At 73.0% G+C, this 22,834-nt stretch carries 20 protein-coding genes and 1 riboswitch; of the genes, 12 read left to right on the top strand and 8 right to left on the bottom strand.

Features of this window, described 5'->3' with window-relative positions; all coding sequences use genetic code 11:
• Nucleotides 1-90: 90 nt before the first annotated feature.
• The 3 genes from FHX71_RS29815 to FHX71_RS28870 are packed head-to-tail and all read left to right on the top strand — an operon-like array spanning nt 91 to nt 4,848.
• Nucleotides 91-465, top strand: coding sequence for a cold-shock protein (locus tag FHX71_RS29815; RefSeq protein ID WP_182619474.1), 375 nt, complete (start codon nt 91-93; stop codon nt 463-465).
• Nucleotides 466-487: 22 nt separating this feature from the next.
• Nucleotides 488-1,327: a DUF3027 domain-containing protein gene (locus FHX71_RS21550; protein ID WP_182619473.1), complete on the top strand. Its 840-nt coding sequence runs from the start codon at nt 488-490 to the stop codon at nt 1,325-1,327.
• Entirely contained in the window at nt 1,324-4,848 is a 3,525-nt protein-coding gene (locus FHX71_RS28870) for an ATP-binding protein (RefSeq protein ID WP_220490232.1), read from the top strand. The genes FHX71_RS21550 and FHX71_RS28870 overlap by 4 nt, the downstream gene beginning before the upstream one ends.
• Nucleotides 4,849-4,860: 12 nt before the next feature.
• On the opposite strand, the gene FHX71_RS21540 is transcribed toward FHX71_RS28870, so the two are convergent.
• The 3 genes from FHX71_RS21540 to FHX71_RS21530 are packed head-to-tail and all read right to left on the bottom strand — an operon-like array spanning nt 4,861 to nt 7,008.
• Nucleotides 4,861-5,097, bottom strand: coding sequence for a DUF2530 domain-containing protein (locus FHX71_RS21540; protein WP_312877165.1), 237 nt, complete (start codon nt 5,095-5,097; stop codon nt 4,861-4,863).
• A 16-nt stretch (nt 5,098-5,113) separates the two neighbouring features.
• Nucleotides 5,114-6,067: a sulfotransferase family protein gene (locus FHX71_RS21535; protein WP_182619472.1), complete on the bottom strand. Its 954-nt coding sequence runs from the start codon at nt 6,065-6,067 to the stop codon at nt 5,114-5,116.
• Nucleotides 6,064-7,008: a sulfotransferase family protein gene (locus FHX71_RS21530; protein WP_182619471.1), complete on the bottom strand. Its 945-nt coding sequence runs from the start codon at nt 7,006-7,008 to the stop codon at nt 6,064-6,066. The genes FHX71_RS21535 and FHX71_RS21530 overlap by 4 nt, the downstream gene beginning before the upstream one ends.
• Nucleotides 7,009-7,246: 238 nt before the next feature.
• On the opposite strand from FHX71_RS21530, the gene FHX71_RS21525 reads away from it, so the two are divergent.
• From FHX71_RS21525 to FHX71_RS21505, 6 genes are all read left to right on the top strand, one after another.
• Nucleotides 7,247-8,104, top strand: a complete 858-nt coding sequence (locus tag FHX71_RS21525; protein WP_182619470.1) for a CAP domain-containing protein — start codon at nt 7,247-7,249, stop codon at nt 8,102-8,104.
• 73 nt (nt 8,105-8,177) lie between these two features.
• Nucleotides 8,178-8,708, top strand: a complete 531-nt coding sequence (locus FHX71_RS21520; RefSeq protein ID WP_182619469.1) for a CAP domain-containing protein — start codon at nt 8,178-8,180, stop codon at nt 8,706-8,708.
• A gap of 127 nt (nt 8,709-8,835) precedes the next feature.
• The gene (locus tag FHX71_RS21515; RefSeq protein WP_182619468.1) at nt 8,836-10,923 is read left to right on the top strand and encodes an acyltransferase family protein; all 2,088 of its coding nucleotides are present in this window, start codon (nt 8,836-8,838) and stop codon (nt 10,921-10,923) included.
• 19 nt (nt 10,924-10,942) lie between these two features.
• Nucleotides 10,943-12,406 (top strand): NCS2 family permease, encoded by a 1,464-nt coding sequence (locus FHX71_RS21510; RefSeq protein WP_182619467.1) that lies wholly within the window; start codon nt 10,943-10,945, stop codon nt 12,404-12,406.
• A gap of 235 nt (nt 12,407-12,641) precedes the next feature.
• Nucleotides 12,642-12,773: a hypothetical protein gene (locus tag FHX71_RS29810; protein ID WP_281383866.1), complete on the top strand. Its 132-nt coding sequence runs from the start codon at nt 12,642-12,644 to the stop codon at nt 12,771-12,773.
• A gap of 447 nt (nt 12,774-13,220) precedes the next feature.
• On the top strand, nt 13,221-14,240 hold the full coding sequence (locus FHX71_RS21505) for a putative endonuclease domain-containing protein (protein ID WP_182619466.1): 1,020 nt from the start codon (nt 13,221-13,223) through the stop codon (nt 14,238-14,240).
• A gap of 106 nt (nt 14,241-14,346) precedes the next feature.
• On the opposite strand, the gene FHX71_RS21500 is transcribed toward FHX71_RS21505, so the two are convergent.
• The 4 genes from FHX71_RS21500 to serC form a co-directional block, all read right to left on the bottom strand.
• Nucleotides 14,347-15,654 carry an MFS transporter gene (locus FHX71_RS21500; protein WP_182619465.1) on the bottom strand — a complete coding sequence of 436 codons (1,308 nt, stop codon included), beginning with the start codon at nt 15,652-15,654 and terminating at the stop codon, nt 14,347-14,349.
• Complete coding sequence (locus FHX71_RS21495; RefSeq protein WP_312877164.1) at nt 15,651-16,022, bottom strand: MarR family winged helix-turn-helix transcriptional regulator; 372 nt, start codon at nt 16,020-16,022, stop codon at nt 15,651-15,653. The genes FHX71_RS21500 and FHX71_RS21495 overlap by 4 nt, the downstream gene beginning before the upstream one ends.
• Before the next feature lie 227 nt (nt 16,023-16,249).
• On the bottom strand, nt 16,250-17,101 hold the full coding sequence (locus FHX71_RS21490; RefSeq protein WP_246403363.1) for an MHYT domain-containing protein: 852 nt from the start codon (nt 17,099-17,101) through the stop codon (nt 16,250-16,252).
• Between the two features lie 120 nt (nt 17,102-17,221).
• A complete protein-coding gene (gene serC / locus FHX71_RS21485; RefSeq protein ID WP_220490398.1) occupies nt 17,222-18,325 on the bottom strand; it encodes a phosphoserine transaminase in 1,104 nt (367 codons plus the stop codon).
• 89 nt (nt 18,326-18,414) lie between these two features.
• On the opposite strand from serC, the gene FHX71_RS21480 reads away from it, so the two are divergent.
• The 3 genes from FHX71_RS21480 to FHX71_RS21470 all read left to right on the top strand — a co-directional run bounded on the left by FHX71_RS21480 (nt 18,415) and on the right by FHX71_RS21470 (nt 21,445).
• A complete protein-coding gene (locus tag FHX71_RS21480) occupies nt 18,415-19,131 on the top strand; it encodes an iron-dependent transcriptional repressor DtxR (RefSeq protein WP_020017244.1) in 717 nt (238 codons plus the stop codon).
• 176 nt (nt 19,132-19,307) lie between these two features.
• A riboswitch (cyclic di-AMP (ydaO/yuaA leader) is annotated at nt 19,308-19,505 on the top strand.
• A gap of 2 nt (nt 19,506-19,507) precedes the next feature.
• The gene (locus FHX71_RS21475; RefSeq protein ID WP_312877163.1) at nt 19,508-20,302 is read left to right on the top strand and encodes a C40 family peptidase; all 795 of its coding nucleotides are present in this window, start codon (nt 19,508-19,510) and stop codon (nt 20,300-20,302) included.
• A gap of 162 nt (nt 20,303-20,464) precedes the next feature.
• Nucleotides 20,465-21,445 (top strand): universal stress protein, encoded by a 981-nt coding sequence (locus FHX71_RS21470; RefSeq protein WP_182619463.1) that lies wholly within the window; start codon nt 20,465-20,467, stop codon nt 21,443-21,445.
• Between the two features lie 97 nt (nt 21,446-21,542).
• On the opposite strand, the gene FHX71_RS21465 is transcribed toward FHX71_RS21470, so the two are convergent.
• A complete protein-coding gene (locus FHX71_RS21465) occupies nt 21,543-22,787 on the bottom strand; it encodes an aspartate aminotransferase type Ic (RefSeq protein ID WP_182620028.1) in 1,245 nt (414 codons plus the stop codon).
• Nucleotides 22,788-22,834 lie beyond the last annotated feature (47 nt).

Here is a 22,834-nt window from a genome sequence, read left to right as displayed (position 1 = left end):
CGGGTCCGGAGAGAGCGCGTCAGCCGCAGCACCTCGGACCGCCCTGAGCAGTTTCGCGAGCAGTACCGACAAGCACAGAAGAAGGTTGCAGTGCCCACCGGCAAGGTCAAGTGGTTCGACACCGACAAAGGCTTCGGTTTCATCGCCAACGAGGACGGAGGCGAGGTCTTTCTGCACGCCTCCGCCCTGCCCGAGGGCGTCGTGCCGAAGCCTGGCGCGCGCGTGGACTTCGGGGTGGCCGACGGCCGCCGCGGACCCCAGGCGCTCGCGGTCAAGGTGCTCGACGCCGCGCCGTCGGTCGCCAAGGCGCGGCGCAAGCCCGCCGACGACATGGCTGTCATCGTCGGCGACCTGACCCAGATGCTCGACCGGGTGGCAAATGACCTGCGCAAGGGGCGTTATCCGAAGAACCCGGAGACGCTAGCCAAGATGCTGCGCAAGGTCGCAGACGACTTCGACGCCTGAAACCCACGAGGTCCCGAGGAACATGGTGACGATCACCGCGCCCGCCACACGAACGCCTACCCGGCGGGTCGCCGCACGCTCCAGCCGTGACGCCGTGCTGAACGGCGCCGCGGATCTCGCGCGCGCCGCAGCGCAGGAGGTCGCCGAGCGGCCCGACGACGTCGGGGAGCACCTCGGCACCTTCTTCGAGGACGAGCGGGTGGTCTCGCACCGCTTCGCCGCGACCATGCGGGGGTACCGCGGCTGGCACTGGACGGTCACCGTCACGCGCGTGCCGCGTGGCCGGGCCGCCACGATCAGCGAGGTCGAGCTGCTGCCCGGCGACGAGGCGATCCTCGCGCCGGCCTGGCTCCCGTGGTCCGAGCGCCTGCGCCCGGGCGACGTCGGCCCCGGCGACGTGCTGCCGTTCCGCGCCGACGACCCGCGGCTCGAGCCCGGCTACACCGCCACCGGCGACCCCGAGGTCGACGAGGTGGCGATCGACGAGCTGGCGCTCGCCCGCACCCGCGTGCTGTCGCCGCAGGGCCGCGCCGAGGCCGCGGAGCGCTGGTACCGCGGTTCGCGCGGCCCCACGTCCGCGGGTTCCGTGGCGGCGGCCGCCGAGTGCACGGACTGCGCGTTCCTCATCCCGCTGTCCGGCCCGATGGGCCAGCTCTTCGGGGTGTGCGCCAACGAATGGTCGCCCGACGACGGCAAGGTGGTCTCGCTCGACCACGGCTGCGGCGCCCACTCGGAGACCGACGTCGAGGCGCACCCGACCGACTGGCCCGCGCCGGCCCCCCTGATCGACGAGAACGAGATCGAGCCCGTGGCCACCGCGGACGAGGCGCCGGAGGCCGCCGGGGGCGAACCCTCCGCGTGACCCACGACCCCTTCGGCACCGGCGCGCTGCGGCGCGCGGTGACCGAGGCGTGGCTCGCGTCGCCGACGCGGTTCCGCGAGGACGCGAACTCCGAGGAGGACCACGCGCGCGGCTGGTACCGCGACCGGGTGGTCGTGGAGCTGGCGCAGAACGCGGCCGACGCCGCCGCGCGCGCCGGGGTGCCGGGCCGGCTGATGCTGACGCTGGAGCCTCGGGGGTTCGCGGGCGACGACGGGTATGGCTCTGACGACCCGGGTGGCTCCGATGCCGGCTGGTGGCTGGTGGCCGCCAACACGGGCGCGGCGCTCGACGCCGGCGGGGTCGCCTCGCTGGCCTCGCTGCGGGCGTCCGCGAAGTCCGGGTCCGCGGGTTCCGGTTCCGGTTCCGACTCTGGCTCTGGTTCCGGTGCCGGCTCGGAGCCGGTGTCGGGGTCGCACGGCGTCGTGGGGCGGTTCGGGGTCGGGTTCGCCGCGGTCCGGTCCGTGTCGGACGAGATCCTGGTGCGCTCCCGCGACGGCGGCGTGCGCTTCTCGCTGGCGGCCACGCGCGAGGCCCTGGGACTGGCACCTGGGCTGGGGCACGGCGCTGACGGCAATGAGACCGGTCCCTTGCATCGAGACCGGTCCGACGTCGGACCGGTCTCAGCGCAGCCGACCGATCTCGCAGCCTCGGGCGGGGCCGGGGGAGAGGCTGCGGGCCGGCTCGTGGGCGAGGCGGAGCGGCGCGGCGGGGCGCTGCCCGTGCTGCGGCTGCCCTTCCCGGCGTCCGGGACCACTCCCGAGGAGCCCGACACCGTGGTCGAGCTCCGGCTGCGCGACGACGCGGCGGTCGCCGCCGTGCGCGCCCAGCTCGCGGCCGTCGACGACGGTCTGCTGCTCGCCCTGCCCGCCCTCGACGAGCTGGTGATCGAGGACGACTACGCAGGTCAGCCGGGTTCTGACCTCGGCGACGCGGTGCCGCACGCGACCCCGCGGGTGCTGCGTGACGTGGCGACCCGCTGGCGCGTGCACCGGTCCTCCGGGGCGCTGGAGCCGGACGGCTCGCTGCCGTCGGAGGCCCGGCGCCCGGACTGGTCGGTGCTCTGGGCGCTGCCCGTCCCGGGCCGCTCTGCTGCGGGAGGTTTCGCGGCAGCAGGCCTCGCGGCGGCAGGTCCGACGTCGAACGCACCGACGTGGACTGCGTCGACGCTGCACGCGCCGACCCCCACCGACGTCCGGCTCACCTTTCCGGCACTCCTGATCGCGTCGTTCCCGGTCGACCCGGGGCGGCGGGGCGTGCTCCCGGGGCCGACGTCGGACCGCGTGGCCGCCGAGGCCGGCCGCGCGTACGCCGCGTTCCTGGGCGAGCTCGCGGCCGGGTCCCCGGACGGCGACACGCTGACCGGCGGGCTGCCGACGAGCGACCCCACCGCCGGCGCGACCGGCGACCCCGGCCCAGCGCCCAGCGGAACCGCGGCGCCGGACCTCCTCGGCCTGGTCCCCGCCGGGCTCCCTGCGGGCGAGGTCGACGCCGCGATCCGCGCGTCCGCCGCCCAAGCCCTCCGCGACACCCCGCTGCTCCGCCCGAGCGAGGCCGATGCACCCGTCGCACCGCGGGACGCTGCCTTCGTCGCGGGTCCGCTCGGCGAGGAACCGGAGCTCGCCCGCGCGCTCGCGCCCGGCGCCCCCAGGTCTCTGGTCACGGTCCCCGTGCGGTACCAGGCCCTCGTGCGGTCGCTCGGGGCGGACGCCGTCGACCTCGCCGACCTGGTCGAGGCGCTGCCGCCCGAGCCCGACGCCGTGCACGCGGCGCTCGACGCCCTCGCGCCGCACGCCGGGGAGCCGACCGTGCTCGAGGCCGTCGCCGGCATGCCGCTGCCGCTCGCGGACGGCCGCGTGACCCGCGGCGCCCGCGGGACCGTGCTGCTCGACACCCCGTGGCTCGCCGGGATCGCCCGCGCGCTCGGCGTCCGGGTGGTCCACCCCGACGTCGTCCACCCCGTGCTGGAGCGGGTCGGCGCCGTACCCACCACGCCGCGTGGGCTGCTCGCGGACGCCGGGGTCCGGTCGGCGGCGCTCGGCGCTGCGGAGGACGTGCTGGACGACGGCGACGCCGAACACCTCGCCGCCGTCCTGTCCGCCCGGCCGTCGTCCGCGCCCGACGACGGCGGGCCCGACGGCGGCCCCGGTCCCGAGGCCGGCCCCGGTCCCGACGACGGCCCCGCCGCGACGGTGTCGGCGGTGCTGGAACTGGTGCGGCTCGCCGTCGCGGCGTCCGGTCCGGGCGACCTCCCGTTCTGGCTGGGCGAGCTGCCCGTCGTGGCGGACGGCGCCGTCGCGCCCCTGCGCGAGACCGCGCTGCCCGGCACCTGGGCGGCCCGGCACCTGGACCTGGCCCCCGTGCACGACGGCGTCGTCGAGCGCTGGGGCGGTGACACGCTCGAAGCCGCCGGCGCGCACGCCGGCCTGTGCGTCTACCGCGTGTCCGACGTCGTGACACCCGATGGGGACGACGACGCCGACTACGGACCCGACGACCCCGCCGGGTGGCTCGCCGACTGGGACGAGTACCTCGACCTCCTCGCGGACGAGCTCGGCGCGGGCGCGTGGGTCGGTGACGTGGCGGCGGTACTCGACCTCGACGCCCTGACGGACGTCGCGGGCACCGAGCCCGAGCAGAGCCGGCTCGCCGCGGGGCTCGCCCGGGTCGCCGCCGACCCCGACCTGCGCCGCGCCCTGCTGACGCCCGTGCGCTCGCCCGACGCCCCGGACCGGCAGGCCGTGTCGTACACGGCGTGGTTCCTCCGGCGCCGGCTCGGCGCGCCGTTCGCGCTCGGGGACGTCCCCCTCCTGCCGCCTGCCCCGCCCGAGACCGCGGGGCTGGACGCCGATCTGCTGGTCGCGCTCGGCGGCCTGCACAACCTGGCTGACCTGCCCGGACGCGACTGGCCGACGGTCCTGGAGGGGCTGCCCGACGCCGAGTCCGGCTCGGCCGGGCGGGTACGCGCCGACGTCGCGCGCGCCGTCTGGGCGGGACTCGCGGCGCTCGCCCGGGCCGACGGCCCGGGGATCGCCCCACCCCGGCTGCCCGCGCTCGGCCCGGCGGGCATCACGGTGGAGCGCACGGACGACCTCGCCGTCGCCGCGTCGCCCCGGTGGGCCCAGCTCGGCCCGGTGGTCCCGGCACCGGCCGACGTCGCCGGGGCCCTCGCCGACCTGCTCGACCTGCCGCTGGAGGGCGGCTCCGACGTCGGCCCGGACGAGCCGGGGGAGCCTGCGGAGCTCGACCCGCGGGTCCGCGCCGTCGTGCCGGGCGCGCCGGCGACCTGGCGCCGCCACACGACGCTGACCGTGGAGGGCAGAGGCGTCGCGTGGTGGGTGACCACGGTCGAAGGGGAAGGCGCTGTCGCGCACGCCGTCTCGCCCGAGGGCCTGGCGCGGGCGCTGGCCGAGCTCACCGGGGCGGACGCCCTGCTGCTGGAGGCGGTCCTGCGCGACCCCGGCCGCGCCGAGGCGCTCGACGCGGAGCGCGCCTGGGGCTGAGGCCCGGCCGCCCTAGCGGTGGCGGCGGGCCCAGAGCAGGCCGAGCCCGCCGAGCACGATGCCGGTGCCGCAGATCGCGACGGTCTCGACGCCGCCGCGTCCGGTCATGAGCAGGATCAGCGCCACGATCAGGCCGACCGCGAACATCCCGATACCCACGCCGAGCACGCGGAAGAGATCGGCGTGCGGGGCCGGTGGGCTGGGCCGACGCTCCTCGGGGTGGGCCAGCAGGGTACGGATCGTTGGCACGCCGCCAGTGTACGGCTCAGCCCGCGAACGGGGAGCGCCGGAGCGCGCCCGTCATCCCGTTCCGGACCGACGGCGGGACCGCCGCCGGCGGCACGATGCGCGCGATCCGGCGCGCGGGGGACGTCGTCACCTTCCGATGGACGTACGGGTACAGCGCGCGGAGCCGGTCGAGCTCGGCGCGGGTCACGTCGTCGTCGTGCTCGGGAAGGGCGTCGAGGGCGGCCCAGGTGTCGTCCGCCAGCGCGCGCAGCGGCCCCGGTACCGGCATGTCGTCCCAGGTGACCTCGACCCGGTGCAGCGTGTGGTCGATGAACGCGTCCACCCGTTCGACGGCGCCCTTGTCGCGCGGGTCGACCATCGGCAGGTCGAGCGCCGTGGCGGCGTCGAACACCGGGCCGTCCCAGTCGTGGATCAGGTCCCAGTAGCGCACGAAGGCCCGCGGTGTCGCCCGTGTGGCGAGCTCGGTGCCGAGCATGAGGTTGACCCACCCGGCCAGGCGCTCCACCACCTGGTCGCGGGTGTCGGAGACCAGGCTGCCGACCACCTCCGCGGGCGGGCGCAGCGTGGTGATGCACGACGGCACGGCGCCCGCGGCGGCCGCCGCCGCCTGCCAGTGCCCGAGGAACCAGAGCAGCCGCGGGTCCTTGATCACCAGGTCGCCGTGCTCGGCGGTCCGGGCGGCGATCCAGGCCGCGATCCCGGCCCGTGCCTCCGCCTCGGTGCCCGCGCGGTCGACGAGGTGCCAGGCGAGGGGGCGCGGGTCCGCCACCTGCACGTCGGCGGCCTGCAGCAGGGCGTCGTGCAGGTCGACCACCCAGCGGGACTCCGAGGGCCGGCGCGGGTTCGAGAGGTCCGGCTCGACCTCCGGCCGCGGCACCCGGAGCCCGAACTGGCGCAGCGCCCCGGTGAGCGTGCTCGTGCCGCTGCGGGCGGGGCCGGTGACGTAGACGACGCGGGGGCCGGCGGTCATCGGGCGTCCGCCGTCGGGCCGAGCCGGGAGGGGGCCCAGGGGGCCGCCCGGTCCAGCACGTCCAGGTCGTAGCCGTGGGCGCTGATGCGTTCCCCGAGGTGCTCGCCGAGGACGCTCCGGTAGCGGGGGAGCAGGGCGACGTCGGTGACGTCGCGGACCAGGTCGCCCCGGGGCGTGCCCCGCCGGGACCCGAGGTGCGCGAGGTGGTGCCGCACGCGGCCCCCGAGCTGGGCGCGGCCGCCGGTCTCCCAGAGCTCGGCGTACCGGCTGGTGCGGTCCCCGTCGGCGGTGCGGACGCGGCTCCCGCGGAGCTCCAGGTCCAGGAACTGCGCGAGGCGGTCGAGCTCGCGCGCCGGCTCGCGCATCAGGTGCTCGTACCGCAGCACGAGCAGGTTCTCGATGTGCAGCGCGTCCTGGGCGAAGACGTCGTGCGCGTGCACCCAGTGCTCGATCAGGCGGGGGAAGCCGTAGGTGAACCGGCCGCGCGTGCGGGTGGCCCACTTGCGCACGGCCAGCGCCTGGACCACGGGGTGCCGGGTGACGACCACGAAGCGCGCGCCCGGGAAGAGCTCCTGGAGGTAGCGCATCTTGGTCAGGTTCGGCGGGGACTTCTCGACGAGCACCGTGCGCTCCAGGTCCCAGTACGGGGACCAGCTCTCCCAGAGCCGGGCACCCGCGTCCGGAGTGCGTTGTGCGTCTTCTTCGGTCAGGTGCGCCTGCGGATGAAAGGACCATTGGGATGTATTACCCAGGCTCCCGACATATGCGTCCTGAATGTGTTGTCCCTCGTCCAGGGCGGCACCCGTTCCGGTGAGTCCGGAGGCGTCAGGGCTGGAGCTCAGAATGCGGGCGACAAGGGCGGTACCGCTGCGATGAAGACCACCCACGAAGGCGAGGCGGTGGCCGTTCCAGGGCGCACCGCTCGTGCTCGTTCCGGACATGTGGGAGAACCTCGGCTGCTCGACTGGGGAATTGGTCGCTGGTGCCTCGCAAAAATATGCGATGAATTCACCGAGTGCGACCTGAATCGTCCGATCACCACAATATGCGGATCTATGTTTTCTTCGGGTGGGTTACCGACCTGCGCCGGAGAGGGCGGTGTGTTCCGGAATATCACCCGGATGGATAAGACTTTTCAGGCGTTCCACATCATCGTGATTGCCGGTATTGTCCCGGCTTGTGTCCCCAGCACCCCGTCCGACGTCGTCCGTGGCTCAGCCCGGGCGCGCCCCGCGCAGGGCCCCCGCCCGCCGACTGCCGGGCGGTGGTGTGCCACGCGCCGGGGTGCTGGCCCGGGTGGCGCTGGCCGTCGGGGTGAGTGCCTCCCTGACGGCGTGCGCCGGGCTGCTGGACACCGGAGCCGAGCCGATGCCGGCGCCCGGGATCGCGCCGGGCGTGGTCAGCGTGGCGATGCCGGTCGAGCACGCGCCGTCCGCCGACCCCACCTCCGTGGGGGCCATCTCCGGGGAGCACGTCCAGGAGTCCGCGGCGGTGGACGTGCAGGCGGCGCCCAGCGAGTCGCCCTCGCCGGGCGGTGATGACGAGGCCGCCCAGGGTTCCGGAGGCGGCTCGGGTTCCGAGGGCGGGAACGGCGGCGGCTCGGGAACCGGGGCCGGCGGTGGCACGGGCGGCGGAGGTGGCGCGGGCGCGCCCGACCTGACGGACTCCGTGCAGTACGCCCAGGCGCTGGAGGAGGCCGTCAACGGCCACCGCACCGCGAACGGCCTGGCGGCCCTGGCCCACGACGACTGCGCGTACGACGTCGCGCTGGAGCGGGCGCAGGCGCTGATCGGGCAGGAGCTGGCGCACGCGCCGCTCGGGCCGATCTTCGACCTCTGCCCCACCTCCGCGGTCGCGGAGAACCTGGCCAAGGGCGGGTGGACGCCGGCCGAGGCCGCGCAGGGCTGGATGGATTCCGAGGGCCACCGCGCGAACATCCTGAACGGCGACCTGACGCGCGGCGCCATCGCCTGCGTGCCCGACGGCGGAGACCCCGCCGCGCCGGTGATGATCTGCGCGCACGTGTTCCTGGCCTGATCCGGCGTCCGCCCTGGTCCGAGAGTGCGACCGGGGCTTGTGAACGGCCCGCCGGTGGTGTCGAATCGGCGTCGTGCCCCATCACCCGATCCGCCTCGCCGTCACGCTCGTGACCGCCGGTGCGCTGCTCACGGCCTGCACGACGCTCCCCGGGCGGAACGGCACCCCGTTGCTGACGGCGACGCCCCAGGCGACCTGGACCGCCCCGGGCGACGTGGACCTCGCCGACCCGGCGGCGTACGCGGCGGCCCTGGAGGACGGCGTGAACGCGGCCCGCGTCCAGGTGGGCGTGGACGCGCTGGAGCACGAGGAGTGCCTCCGGCCCATCGCGGTCGAGCGGGCGCAGGCGCTGGTCGGTGCCGCCGAGCTCACCCACGCCCCGCTGCCGCCCGTGCGGGAGGCCTGCCCCGGCGGCCTCGTCGCCGAGAACCTGAGCCGCGGACCCGAGGCGCCGCAGGACGTGGTGCAGGCGTGGATCGACTCCCCGACGCACCTGGAGAACCTCGTCAGCGGGGAGCTGCGGCGCGGCGCGATCGGCTGTGTGCCCGACGGCGGTACCCCCACCTCGCCCGTGCTGGTCTGCGCCCACCTGTTCATCGACTGACGGACTCCCGGACACCGGCAGACAGTCTCCCCACACCCTCCCCGTCACCGGGGCAACCGGACCCGTCGTGCCCGTTATGGTGTGACGCGCGCACGAAGCCCCAGCCCGGAACGACCGCAGGAGAAAAATGGCGCAGGCGACTGCTACCGCCGTCGACCGACCATCCGGACCAGCCTCGGAGCCCCATGGAGGGGCAGGCCAGGCACCCGCCGCACCCGGCACCGGACACACGTTCCGCACCGACATCAACGGTCTGCGCGCGATCGCCGTGCTCGCCGTCGTCGTCTACCACGCGGGGATCGCGATCCCCGGGGGATTCACCGGCGTCGACGTCTTCTACGTGATCTCCGGCTACCTCATCAGCTCGCTGCTGCTGCGCGAGGTGGACCGCAGCGGGAGCGTGGACCTCGTCGAGTTCTGGACCCGCCGCATGCGCCGCCTCGTGCCGGCCCTCGCGCTGGTCGTGACGGTCACGCTGGTCGCGTGCCTGCTGATCCTGTCGCCCCTGGTCTGGGGGCGCCTCGCCTGGCACGGCGCGTCGGCCATGCTCTTCGTCTCCAACCTGCTGTTCCCGTACCAGGGGCAGGACTACTTCTCCGACTCCGTCACGCCGAGCCCGTACCTGCACACCTGGTCGCTCGGCATCGAGGAGCAGTTCTATATCTTCTGGCCGCTGCTGATCCTGCTGGCCGTCGCCGTGGCCCGGCGCACCCGCGTCCCGGCGCGCCGCATGCTGCAGCTCCTGTTCGCGGGCACCTTCGTGGTCTCGCTCGCGACGTCGGCCTGGCTCACGGCGACCGTGCCCGACTGGGCCTTCTACATCCTGCCCACCCGGGCCTGGGAGTTCGCGGGCGCCGCCCTCGTGGCGACCCTGCCGTGGGGCCGCCTCGCCGAACGCTCCCGCCTGCGGCCCACCCTGCTCCGGGCACTGCTCGGCACCGCTGGGTTCGTGCTGCTCGCGCTCTCGTTCGCGTTCGTGCACGAGACCGACCCGTTCCCCGGCACGGTCGCGCTGCTGCCCGTGGGCGGCGCGCTGCTGGTCCTCGCCGCGGGCAGCGTGTCGGCGCCCGGCACCTGGGTGGACCGCGTGCTCGACCTCCCGGTGCTGCAGCGGCTCGGCGACGTCTCCTACTCCTGGTACCTCTGGCACTGGCCGTTCGTCGTGCTCACCGCGGCCGCCGTGCAGGACGACGCGATCTGGATCAAGGTGCTCGCCTCGCTCGCCGCCCTCGGCGCCGCGTTCGCGACCTACCGCTGGGTCGAGAACCCGATCCGGTTCAGCGGCGCGATGCGGTCCTGGCGCCGCACCGCGGCGGTGACCCTGGTGATCGGGCTCGCCGTGGGCGGCATCACCCTGGGCACCAGGGCCGCGACCAGCGCGGTCCTGGAGCGTGAGCCCTATGCCACCGCGGTCGAGACCCGGGCCCAGCCCGCGTCCTACGGGTGCACCGACACCACCGAGACGACGACGGGCACCGAGGTCTGCCTTCTCGGCGACGTCACCTCGACCACCACCGTGCTGCTGCTCGGCGACTCCCACACCATGCACTGGATCCCCGCGTTCGACGCCGCCGCGACCGACGCCGGCCTGCGTCTCGCCGTCCGCTGGCGGCACGGCTGCCCCGCCGCCGAGGTCGACGTCGAGCAGCCCACCGACCGCGGTTCCTGCTCCGGCTTCCAGGCCGAGTCCCTGCGCGTCGTCGACGACCTGCGGCCCGACGTCGTCGTGATCAGCCAGGCCCACATCTACGGCGACCGCATGCTGCACGCCGACGGCAGCCTGATGTCCGAGGACGAGGCGAACAGCACCTGGGAGCAGGCCAACGACGCGTTGTTCGCCCACCTCACCGACGTGTCCTCCGCCGTGGTGGCCGTCAAGGACAACCCCCGGCTCGACGTCGACCCGCTCGAATGCCTCACCCGCCCCTGGCCCGGGCTCGGCGACTGCGGCATGGCGCGCGCCGACGCCGAGCGCTCCAACGGCGACCTGCCCGACATCAGTGCCGGCATCTGGGAGAAGCACGGCGTGACGACGTGGGACGGCCTCTGGTCGGAGACCTGCGACACACAGACCTGCCACGTCGGCGATGTCAGTCACCCCGTCTACCGTGACTTCCACCACCTCAGCGCCGAATACGTGCTGACCCAGGTGCGCGCCGTGGAGAAGATGCTCCAGACTGCGGTGCGCGGTACTTCACCGGGCAACACCAGGTAACGAAGGGGTACATCGGACCATGGCTCACGACCAGGCCCAGGCGCGTGGCGCCGTCGACCGGTTCTTCAAGATCAGCGAACGCGGGTCGACGGTGTGGACGGAGGTGCGCGGCGGCCTCGTCACCTTCTTCACGATGAGCTACATCGTGGTGCTCAACCCCCTCATCCTCGGCACCGTGCCCGACGGGACCGGGCAGTTCCTCGGCGGCGACTCCCAGGGCGGCGACCTGGCGGCGATCGCCGCCGCGACCGCCCTGGTCGCCGGCGTCATGTCGATCCTCATGGGACTCGTCGCGAACTTCCCGCTGGCGCTCGCGGCCGGGCTCGGCCTGAACGCCGTCGTCGCGTTCTCCGTCGCGGCCCTGCCCGGGATGACCTGGGCCGACGCCATGGGCATCGTGGTGCTGGAAGGCATCGTCATCCTGATCCTGGTGGTCACCGGCTTCCGGGAGGCCGTGTTCAAGGCCGTGCCCCGCGAGCTCAAGATCGCGATCAGCGTGGGCATCGGCCTGTTCATCACCTTCATCGGCGTGTACGACGCCGGGTTCGTGCGCATCCCCGCCTCCTTGGCGACGCCGACGGAGCTCGGCATGGGCGGCTCGCTCGGCGCCTGGCCGCTGTTCGTCTTCGCGTTCGGCGTGCTGCTGGCCGCCGTCCTGATGGTGCGCAAGGTGCGGGGCGCCATCCTCATCGCGATCATCTCGTCGACGGTGCTCGCCGTGGTCATCGAGGCCGTCGGAAGGATCGGCGGGCGCAGCGAGGACAACCCGGGCGGCTGGTCGCTCAACGTCCCCGCGCTGCCCGACTCCATCGTGGCGCTGCCCGACTTCTCGCTGATCGGCCAGTTCTCGCTCTTCGGGTCGATCGAGAAGATCGGCCTGCTCGCCGTGGTCCTGCTGGTGTTCACGCTGCTCATCGCCGACTTCTTCGACACGATGGGCACGATGGTCGCCATCGGCGGCGAGGCCGGCCTGCTCGACGAGAAGGGCAACCCGCCCCGCACCAAGCAGATCCTGATCGTCGACTCCATCGCCGCCTCCGCGGGTGGCATGGGCTCGGTGTCGTCCAACACGGCGTACGTCGAGTCGGCGTCCGGCGTCGGCGACGGCGCCCGGACCGGCCTCGCGGCCGTCACGACCGGCGTCGCCTTCCTGCTGACCACGTTCCTGTCGCCGCTCGTCGAGGTGGTGCCGCACGAGGCCGCCACCCCGGCGCTCGTGATCGTCGGTTTCCTCATGGTCGTCCAGGTGACGGGCATCGACTGGAAGAACCTCGAGGTCGCCATCCCGGCGTTCCTGACCATGGTGCTCATGCCGTTCGCGTACTCGATCACGGTCGGCATCGGCGCGGGCGTCATCTCGTTCGTGCTGCTCAAGCTCGCGGTCGGCAAGGTGCGCCAGGTCCACCCGCTGCTGTGGGTCGCGGCGGCGCTGTTCCTCGTCTACTTCCTGATGGGCCCGATCCGCACCGCGGTAGGCATCTGACCCCAGCGGTCGCGGGGCGGGGCCGGGCGCGCGGGGCTCCGCCGGGGTTCCGCCGGGGCTCCGCCGGGCGCGCGGCAAGGTGCGCTTCTACCCCGTCATTACGCCCGGAATCAGCGTGATTCCGGGCCCAATGACTGGGTAGAAGCGCACTTTTCAGTTGCCCGACGGCGAGAGCGACACCGGGGGTCAGGTCGATCGGGGCGCCCGCCGCCGCATACCGGGTCGGTTGCCAGCCGTGGCCGGCGAGCACCATCACGATCTTCGCGCCGACGCCGCCCGGCCGGTCGTCGGCCGTGATCCGAAGGTGCGCTTCTACCCCGTCATCACGCCCGGAATCAGCGTGATTCCGGGCGCAATGACGGGGTAGAAGCGCACTTCTCGTTGGGCTGGGGGCGACGACGGTACAGCGGCGGCTCCGACGAGCTTGGCGGGTCGATGAGTTCGGCGGGGCGGCGAGCTGGGCGGGGCGGCGAGCTGGGCGGGGCGCCGTGGGGACAGCGAACACGGCGAACTCAGCGAACGTCGCGGAGACTGCGGATACGGCGGAGACCGCGGAGCCATCGAACCCAGCGAACGCCGCGGAGAGTGCGGATACGGCGAAGACCGCGGAGCCAGCGAACACAGCGAACACAGCGAAGACCGCGCAGACAGCGGAGGCCGCGGAGACGGCGAAGGCCGCGGAGGCAGCGGTTGAGACCGCCTCGACGGCAATCACGGCGGGCGAGCGCGACCACAGGGGGCTGTTTTCGGTGGTTGTGCACAGGTGGGCCGGCGCACGACGGCCACGCGGGGTCCGGGCTGGTGAGGTGGGTCCATGCCCAAGACCTACGTGATCCCGCCGGCCGCCGGGCCGCTGCTGCGGCGGCAGGCCGGTCTCCTGTCGACCGTCCAGTGCGAGGAGCTCGGCATCGGCCGGGAGGTCCGACGGCGCATGGTCGGGCAGCGTCGCTGGACCAGCCCCGCACGCGGCGTGTACGACACCGACCCCGTGCCGCTGGACAGCAGGATCAGGGACGACTGGTTCGACCATGCCGCCCGCTGGCGCACCTGGTTCGCTCTGCTCGTGCACGGCGACGACGCCGTCGCCACCGGCTGCTGTGCGCTCGTGCTGCACGGGGTCTCGGGGCTGCCGCGTGACTTTCCGCTGGAGGTCGCGCGGGAGGACCGGTCACCGCGACGGACCCGGCACGACGTCGTCGTCGTGGACTACCCGCCCTTTCCCACGGAATCGATCGGCGACCGTACGGCCGCGCGGCTCGAACATGCGGCCGCGCAGGCGCTTCCCAGGCTGTCGCGACCGAGCGCCCTCGCCGTGCTCGACGATCTCGCGCGGCGGCACGGCTTCACGCCGACCCGTCTCGCCGAGCTGCACGACCTGGTCCGACGGCGGCACGGCGCCGCCCCGCTCCACGAGCTGTTCGGGCTGGTCGACGCCCGCTCGGAGTCACCGGCCGAGTCGGCCGCCCGGCTGTCGTGCCACGACAACGAGGTGCCACCGGACGACCTCCAGGCGCGGATCGTGGTCGACGGTGCCGTCGTCGCGCGCGTGGATCTCGTCTGGCGGCTGCCCGACGGGCGGTGGCTCGTCGTCGAGATCGACGGCGTCGGGCCGCACAGCACCGCGCAGGCCCTGGTCCGGGACGCCCCGCGCCAGAACCAGCTGCTGGCCTCGGGGCAGGTGATCATGCTCCGGTTCAAGCCGGCGGACAACGACCGGCCGGGCGGCGTCGGCGCGAAGATCGCGAAGGTGCTCGCCGGCCACGGCTGGCAGCCGGCCCGGTACGCGGCGTCGGGCGCCCTGATCGACCTGACCCCGGCGACGCTTGCTCGGTAGGGAAACGAAAAGTGCGGCGCGCGACCCGCGACCCGCGACCCGCGACCCGCGACCCGCGACCCGCGACGCGCGACCGGCCGCGACCAGCGGCCGGCGCGGCCGCGGCCTACGCCGCCAGCGCCTGCTTCTCCGGGGTCGGGTCCGCCAGGGGCGGGTAGTCGACCTGGAGGTACGGGCGCGGGATGCGGTGCGTCCGGGACAGCCGGGCGCGGACCCGCACGTGCCAGGTCCGGTACGCCCAGACGGTCGCGACCGCCGCGACCAGCAGCGTCGCCACGGCGCCGATGAGCACCGCGTACCGCGGGCCGAAGGTCTCGCCGATCCAGCCGACCACGGGCGAGCCCAGCGGCGTGGTGCCGAGCAGCACCATCATGTAGATCGACATGACGCGGCCGCGCATCTCGGGCGCCACCGACAGCTGGATCGCCGCGTTGGCCGACGTCAGCATGGTGAGCGACGCGAACCCGACGGGGATGCACACGATCAGGTAGCCCACGTAGGTCGGCATGACGGCCTGGATGCCCATGGCGATCGCGAACGCGAACGCCGCACCGAGCACGAGCCGCACGCGCGGCCGCTCCCGGCGGGCCGCGAGCAGGGCGCCCGCGAGCGAGCCGATCGCCAGGACCGACCCGAGGATGCCGTACTCACCGGCTCCCCGCCCGAACTCGACGCGCGCCATCATGGCTGACGTGAGCTGGAAGTTCAGGCCGAACGTGGACACCACGCCCATGACGACCATGATCACCACGATGTCGCTGCGCCCGCGGATGTAGGACAGGCCCTCGCGGATCTGCCCCTTGGCGCGCGACGCCGTGGGCTGCACCCGCAGGTCGCGCATCCGGGTCAGGGCCAGGATCACGGCCCCGAACGCGATGCCGTTGATGATGAACACCCAGCCGGTGCCGACGGCGGCGATGAGCAGGCCCGCCAGGCCGGGGCCGATGAGGCGCGCGGCGTTGAAGTTCGTCGAGTTGAGCCCGACGGCGTTCGCGAGCCGCTTGGTGGGCACGAGCTCGGCGACGAAGGTCTGGCGCACGGGCCCGTCGATCGCGCTCACGACACCGAGCAGGCCGGCGAAAACGTAGACGTGCCATAGCTCGGCCGCGCCGGACAGCACCAGCGCACCGAGCCCGAGGCCCAGTACGCCCATGCCGCCCTGCGTGAGCATCAGGAGCTTGCGACGGTCGACGCGGTCGGCCAGCAGGCCGGCCCACGCGGACAGGAAGAGGTGCGGGATGAACTGCAGCGCGGTGACGATGCCCACGGCGACGCCGGAGTTGTTGGTGAGGACGGTCAGTACGACCCAGTCCTGCGCCACGCGCTGCATCCAGGTGCCGATGTTGGCGACGAGAGCGCTGGCGAACCAGAGACGATAGTTACGATATTTAAGGCTGGCGAAGGTTGCGCTCATCGAGCGGCGATCCGGATCAGGAGCTCGCTGGCACCTGCAAGGATCTCTCTCTCCTCTACGGTCAGGGTGGACAGCTGTTTGGTGAGCCAGGCGTCGCGCCGACGCCGGGTCTCGGCGACCTCGCGCTCGCCGGCCGCGGTGAGGCGGACGACGACCTGGCGCTTGTCGGTCGCGTGCTCCACCTTCTCGACGAGGCCGAGCTCGGCCAGGGTGTTGACGGCCCGGGTCATCGACGGCGGACGCACGCGCTCGTGCTCGGCAAGGGAGCCGGGGGACATCTCGCCGTGCTTGTGCAGCACCGTCAGGATCCCGAACTGCCCCTCGGGGAGGTCGGCCTCGCCGCGCTCGGCGCGCAGGCGACGGGACACTCGGGTGAGGGCGACACGGAGGTCGCCCCCGACGGTCGCCGGGCTTCGGCTGGACCTGCGGGAGCTCGACGGCACCCGCAACAGTCTAGATCATTAGCCTTGCTAACGGTACGTGGGTGCGGTCACACCGGCCACCCTCTGACGGCGGTAAGACCGCAGGTGGGAATGCCGAAGCGCCCGCCCCCGGGGAAGGGGGACGGGCGCTCGGCCGTTCGGTGCGGCGGGGGTCAGCGCGCGCGGTGGGTCTGCGCGAACTGTGCGGCGCTCGGCTGCAGCTCCTGCTGCACGCTCTCGAACCGCTGTCCCTGCTCGCTGTGCGCCTTCAGCCGGTTCTCGAACTCGGCCTGGGTGCGGAGCTCGTCCTCGGTGGGCCACAGGCCGATCCCGAGGATGAGAAGGAAGGTCACGACGCTGACGGCCATCACGAGCGGCACGAGCAGCTGCATCGTGGAGGCGCCCGCCGGGACGACGTCGACCGGGTTGACCACGGAGACGCCGGCCATGCCGGTGTAGTGCATACCGGTCACCGCGATCCCCATGACCAGGGTCGCGACGATGGTCGCGAGCGTGCCGCGGATGTGGACCGTGCACCACAGCGCCGCGGTGGCGGCCACGATCGCGATGACGACCGAGGCGATGACGTAGACCGGGTTGTAGACGATCTGCGCGGACATCTCCATGGCTTCCATGCCCATGTAGTGCATGGCCGCGACGCCGGCCCCGGCCAGTGCGCCGCCGACGAGCATCGCCGGCAGCTTGCGCTTGCCCAGCTCGGTGATGAACAGGCCTGCGCCGACCACGACGATCGCGATGGCGGCGCTGAGGAGGGTTTCGGGGATGTTGTACCGAATGGTCACGCCGGAGGCGGAGAAGCCGAGCATGGCGACAAAATGCATCACCCAGATCCCGGTACCGCCGAGGGCGACGGCACCGAAGACGAGCCACGCCGCGCGTGCGCCGCCGGAGGCCGCTCGGGCCCGGGACGTGCACGCAAGACCCGTCGCTGCGCCGGTGCACGAGATCGCGAACGCCAGGATGGGCGTCACGATCCCGAAGGTGAAGTGGTCGATCAATGGCATCTTGTTGAACAGCCCCTCAGAATGGTTCCCTCTGTTGCGGAAACGTTACAGAGTTCCTGGTGTACCGGACAATAGGCAGAAGTCCCCGTCGAAGGGGTATTGCGGACGTGATCAGGCTGGTCAGAAGCGTTCGACGAGATAGTCGACGCACTCCGTGAGCGCCGCGACGTCGTCGGGCTCGACGGCGGGGAACATGCCGACGCGAAGCTGGTTGCGCCCGAGCTTCCGGTACGCGAACACGTCCTGCACGCCGTTGGCGCGTAGCTCGGAGAGTACCCGCCCGGCGTCGATCTCGTCGGCCAGGTCGATGGTTCCGACCACCGTGGACCGCTCCTCCGGGCGCCGCACGAACGGCGTCGCCCACGGGCGCGCGTCGGCCCAGGAGTAGAGGGTCTCCGCCGACGTCGCGCAGCGCTCGGCCGACCACTTCAGGCCGCCCTGCTCCAGGAGCCACTCCACCTGGTCGGCCAGCAGCAGCAGGGTCGCGACGGCGGGCGTGTTGAGCGTCTGGTCCAGCCGCGAGTTGGAGAGCGCCGTCGTGAGCGACAGGAACTCCGGCACCCAGCGGCCCGAGGCCTCGATCCGGGCGGCTCGCTCGACCGCCGCGGGGGACAGCACGGCGAGCCACAGGCCGCCGTCGGCCGCGAACGCCTTCTGCGGCGCGAAGTAATAGGCGTCGGTCTGGCTCAGGTCCACCGGCAGCGCGCCGGCGCCGGACGTCGCGTCGGTCAGGACGACGGCGCCCTCCGGGCCGGCCGGGCGCAGCACGGGCGCCATCGCCCCGGTGGAGGTCTCGTTGTGCGGGGTGGCGTAGGTGTCGACGTCGTCGGCCGGCTGGAGGTAGGCCACCGTGCCCGGCTCCGCCGTGATCGCCTGGGACGGCTCGAGGAAGGGCGCGCGCGACGTGGCCGTGGCGAACTTGCCGCCGAACTCGCCGAACGACGCGTGCTGCGCCTTGCGCTCCACGAGGCAGAGCGTGGCGACGTCCCAGAACGCGGTCGAGCCGCCGTTCCCGAGGGCCACCTCGTACCCGTCGGGCGCGCCGAGCAGCTCCGTGACACCCTCACGGATACGGCGCACCAGGTCTTTCACGGGTGCCTGCCGGTGTGAGGTACCGAGCACGTGGGCGTTCGCCACGAGATGATCGACCTGGCCCTGGCGCACCTTGGAGGGTCCTGAGCCGAAACGGCCGTCGGCGGGCAGCAGGTGTGTCGGGATTGTCAGTGGCACAGAACTAGACTAGAACCTGGGCCGACGCCCGGGGCGCCGAGCCCAGGGGCGACTGGACGGCTGCGCGCATGACGGGAGCTGACGTGACGGATCTGATCGACACCACCGAGATGTACCTCAAGACGATCTACGAGCTCGACGAGGAGGGCATCACCCCCCTGCGCGCGCGCATCGCGGAGCGCCTGGGGCACTCCGGGCCGACGGTGTCGCAGACCGTCGCGCGCATGGAGCGCGACGGACTCGTGATCGTGACCGGGGACCGCCACCTGGAGCTCACGGAGCTCGGGCACGAGAAGGCGATGCGCGTGATGCGCAAGCACCGCCTCGCGGAGCGCCTGCTGACCGACGTGATCAAGCTCGACTGGGAGCACGTGCACGTCGAGGCCTGCCGCTGGGAGCACGTCATGAGCGATCTCGTGGAGAAGCGTCTCGTGGGCCTGCTCGACCACCCGCACCACGACCCGTACGGCAACCCGATCCCCGGCCTGTCGGAGCTCGGCGAGGCCTACACGGACGTGCCGTTCCTGGCCGGCGTCATCTCGCTGCCCTCCGCCTTCGAGGCGGCGGCGAAGAAGGGCGTCAAGGGCGAGCCGCTCGCGGCGTCGCTCACCCGCATCGCGGAGCCGCTGCAGACGGACGTCGAGCTGCTGGCCCGGCTGTCCGACGCCGGCCTCGTGCCCGGCTCGCGGATCACGGCCGAGCTCAGCGACGGGACCTACACGGTCACGGTCGACGGCGCCGGGACCGCGCTCGAGCTGGGCGAGGACCTGGCGCGGCACCTGTTCGTCGCGACCGCCTGAGACATACGCCTGAAATGCCCGCCTGAGACCGGTTGCAGGTGCCCGAAACGGGCCAGTTTGTCGGAAAGGTCTAGCCGCACGTCCGACACGCCATGACATTCGTTGCCGGAACGTGACATCGGGGGTGACGTCGGGTACGTTCGGACCGCTCCCGCGGAGTTTATTCCGAGGGAGTCTCCGGACGGACGCCGAACTCTGTCACCGGCCGGGGCCCCAAGACGACCGCATGACAGAGGCGGGGGACCCACCATTGGGCGCCAGGGTGCGTCCTCGGGGTGAAGCCGGGCAATCCATTTTTGGTGGAGCGCACGGCCGGGTGATTTCTCCCACCCGAACCCGACAGCTGACCTCGAAGGCGTACAAGGAGAGGTACTACGTGACCGCACGTACCACCCGCGCACGCCATCGTGCTGCGCGCCGCCCCGTGACCCCGCTGACCGAGCTCGCCCAGAACGCCGCCGTGGGTCGCCGTACCGCGGTCGCCGCCGCGGGTGGCGCGCTCCTGGTCTCGACGTTCGGTGGCGCGATGGCAGCGCAGGCCGCTCCGATGGAGACCGGCCCCGCGAAGATGAACTCCGTGGACCTGAACGCGCTGACGTCGCAGGCCCGTGAGTCCCTGTCCAACGCCCCCGTCGTGACCGTCGCGCCCGACGCCGAGCTGAGCGTCGAGAAGTCCGCCGTCTCGGTGGTCTCCGCCGCCGACAACGAGGACTACCAGGCCGAGATCGCCGCCAAGGAGGCCGCTGAGGCAGCAGCCGCCGAGGCAGCCGAGGCCGCCGATGCTGCGGCCGCCACGGTCTCGACTGCTTCCGCGTCCGTCGACGTCCCGGCGTCCGCGATCGGCAACTCCGTGATCTCCATCGCCAGCCGGTACATCGGCGTCCCGTACGTCTCCGGTGGCGGCAGCCCGAGCGGTTTCGACTGCTCGGGCTTTACTTCGTACGTCTTCGGCCAGCTCGGCATCTCGCTGCCGCACTCGTCCTCGGCGCAGGCCGGCTACGGCACGCAGGTGTCGGCGTCGGAGGCCCAGCCGGGCGACCTCATGTGGACCCCGGGTCACGTCTCGATCTACGCCGGTGGCAACACCATGATCGACGCCTCGAAGCCGGGCACCGTGGTCGACTTCCGCACCATCTGGCAGTCGAACCCGACGTTCATCCGCCTTGGCTGACCGCAGCCACGTAGTACCTCGCAGAGCGCCCGCCCGGTCACGACCGGGCGGGCGCTCTGCTTTGCCGTCGTCCTGCATACTTTTTGCCTCCGGATACCCATGGGCACCGCGCCGCCGGTAGCGTTGGAGGGCAAAGATGCACTGCCGAGGAAAGGACTGGCGATGACACGATCCGAGGTCGTACTGGTCGGGGTGGACGGATCGGCCGCGAGTCTGCACGCGCTGGACTGGGCCACCGCCTACGCGCACCGCGTGGGCTGGGCGCTGCACATCGTGTGCAGCTACTCCCTCCCGTCGTTCACGGCCGCGTCGCTCGACGGCGGGTACGCCGCCCTCGACGACACCACCATCCAGGAGGGCGCCAAGGCGGTCCTGGTCGAGGCGGAGAACCGCGTGGCCGACGCCGGGGTGCGCGCCACGACGGAGGTCGCCACCGGTGACGCCGCGGGCGTGCTCGTGGAGCTGTCCGCCGACTACGGGCTCGCCGTCGTCGGAACCCGCGGCCGGGGCGGGTTCACGGAGCGGCTGCTGGGCACGGTGTCGTCGGCGCTGCCCGCGCACGCGAAGTGCCCGGTGGTCGTGGTGCCGCTGCGCGCCGAGACGAACCGCGGCGTCTCCTGGACCCCGCCCGACCTCAGCTCCGACGGGCCCGCCGAGGTCGTGGCCGCGGACACCGGTACGACCCCCGCGGTCGCGGAGATCCGGGAGGTGCGCCGCATCGTCGTCGGCGTGGACGGGTCGCCGCAGGCCGAGCGGGCGCTGCAGCACGCGATCGTGCAGGCCAACGCCTGGGGCGCGGAGCTGACCGCCGTCACCGGGGTGCCGGTGGGGAACGCCGGGATGCTCGCGTGGCTGCCGTCCTCGATCGACCGGGAGCAGGTGCTCGCCGACATCGGGGCCGGCATGGACGTGCTCGTCGACCGGTACGAGGCCGAGAACCCGGGGCTGCGCATCCGGCGGATCGTGCTCGACGGCACGGGCGCGGAGCTGCTGACGGAGTTCTCGACGGCGTCGGACCTCGTGGTCGTGGGCTCGCGCGGCCGCGGCGGGTTCCGCGGGCTGCTGCTCGGCTCGACGAGCCAGGCCGTGCTGCACCACGCGGCGTGCCCGGTGCTGGTGGTCAACAAGCACTGCCCGGACTGACCGCGCCCCGGCTCGGCCGTGCGCCCAGCCAGAACGTGTCAGACCCTCAGGTCACCGGGGTGACCTGAGGGTCTGACACGTTCATGGGTCTGACAGGTCAGGCCTGTGCGGCCTCCGCCGCCGCGAGCAGCACGCAGGTCGCGACACCGTCCATCGCCGTGCGGACCTCGTTCAGCGGCGGCATCGACGGCGCGAGGCGCACGTTCTTGTCCTCCGGGTCCTTGCCGTACGGGTGGGTGGCGCCGGCCGGCGTCAGGGCGATGCCGGCCTCCTTGGCGAGCTGCACCACGCGGGCCGCCGTGCCCGGCGCGACGTCGAGCGACACGAAGTAGCCGCCCTTGGGCTCGGTCCACGACGCGATGCCGTAACCGCCCAGGCGCTCGGTCAGGATCTCGACCACGGCCTCGAACTTGGGCGCCAGGATCGCGCGGTGCTTGCGCATGTGCTCGCGCACGCCGTCGGCGGAGCCGAAGAACATCGCGTGCCGCAGGTGGTTGAGCTTGTCGGGGCCGATGGAGGCGACCGACAGGTGCTTCTTGAACCAGGCGATGTTGGCCGGCGAGCTGCCCAGGAACGAGACGCCCGCGCCCGCGAACGTGATCTTCGACGTCGACGCGAACAGCAGCACGCGGTCCGGGTGGCCGGCCTCCGCGGCCAGCGCGACGGCGTTCGGGCTGGTCACCTCGTCGTCGGTCAGGTGGTGCACCGCGTACGCGTTGTCCCACAGGATGCGGAAGTCCGGGGCGGCCGCGGGCATCGAGACCAGCGCGCGGGCGACCTCGGCGCTGATGACCGCGCCGTCCGGGTTGGAGTACGTGGGCACGACCCACATGCCCTTGATGGTGGGGTCCGCGGCGACGAGCGCGGCCACTGCCTCGGCGTCCGGGCCGTCCGGCGTCATCGGAACCGGGACCATCTCGATGCCGAAGGCCTCGCAGATGGTGAAGTGGCGGTCGTAGCCCGGGACCGGGCAGATCCAGCGCACCTTGTCCTCGCGCGCCCACGGCTTCGGCGAGTCCGCGAAGCCGAACAGCTCGGCGAACGCGACGACGTCGTGCATGGTCGTGAGCGAGGCGTTGCCGCCCGCGAGGAGCTGCTCCACGGGCACGTCGAGGAGCTCGGCGAAGATGCGGCGGATCGTGATGCCGCCGTCCAGGCCGCCGTAGTTTCGCGCGTCCGTACCGTTCTCGTCCGTGTGCACACCGACGCCGGGCAGCGCCAGCATCGGCTCGGCGAGATCGAGCTGCTCGGCCGACGGCTTGCCGCGCGTGAGGTCCAGCTTGAGGCCCTTGGCCTGAAGCTCGGCGTAGGCCTGCTGGAGCTCCGCGAGTGCGGGGAGCATGGCGGTGTGGTGGGACGACGTCGTAGTGGTCACCCCCGGGAGAATAC

It is taken from the genome of Promicromonospora sukumoe, assembly GCF_014137995.1.
In the GTDB taxonomy this organism is placed as follows: Bacteria; Actinomycetota; Actinomycetes; order Actinomycetales; family Cellulomonadaceae; genus Promicromonospora; species Promicromonospora sukumoe.
Note: the sequence above shows the minus strand (reverse complement) of the source record. Positions and strands in the feature narration are given on the sequence as shown.

Excerpts from the sequence above, each read along its gene's own strand:
- FHX71_RS21550 (WP_182619473.1), top strand. The coding sequence starts at position 488 with ATGGTGACGATCACCGCGCCCGCCACACGAACGCCTACCCGGCGGGTC.
- FHX71_RS21535 (WP_182619472.1), bottom strand. The coding sequence starts at position 6,067 with ATGACCGCCGGCCCCCGCGTCGTCTACGTCACCGGCCCCGCCCGCAGC.
- FHX71_RS21530 (WP_182619471.1), bottom strand. The coding sequence starts at position 7,008 with ATGTCCGGAACGAGCACGAGCGGTGCGCCCTGGAACGGCCACCGCCTC.
- FHX71_RS21515 (WP_182619468.1), top strand. The coding sequence starts at position 8,836 with ATGGCGCAGGCGACTGCTACCGCCGTCGACCGACCATCCGGACCAGCC.
- FHX71_RS21510 (WP_182619467.1), top strand. The coding sequence starts at position 10,943 with ATGGCTCACGACCAGGCCCAGGCGCGTGGCGCCGTCGACCGGTTCTTC.
- FHX71_RS21505 (WP_182619466.1), top strand. The coding sequence starts at position 13,221 with ATGCCCAAGACCTACGTGATCCCGCCGGCCGCCGGGCCGCTGCTGCGG.
- FHX71_RS21500 (WP_182619465.1), bottom strand. The coding sequence starts at position 15,654 with ATGAGCGCAACCTTCGCCAGCCTTAAATATCGTAACTATCGTCTCTGG.
- FHX71_RS21490 (WP_246403363.1), bottom strand. The coding sequence starts at position 17,101 with ATGCCATTGATCGACCACTTCACCTTCGGGATCGTGACGCCCATCCTG.
- FHX71_RS21470 (WP_182619463.1), top strand. The coding sequence starts at position 20,465 with ATGACACGATCCGAGGTCGTACTGGTCGGGGTGGACGGATCGGCCGCG.
- FHX71_RS21465 (WP_182620028.1), bottom strand. The coding sequence starts at position 22,787 with ATGCTCCCCGCACTCGCGGAGCTCCAGCAGGCCTACGCCGAGCTTCAG.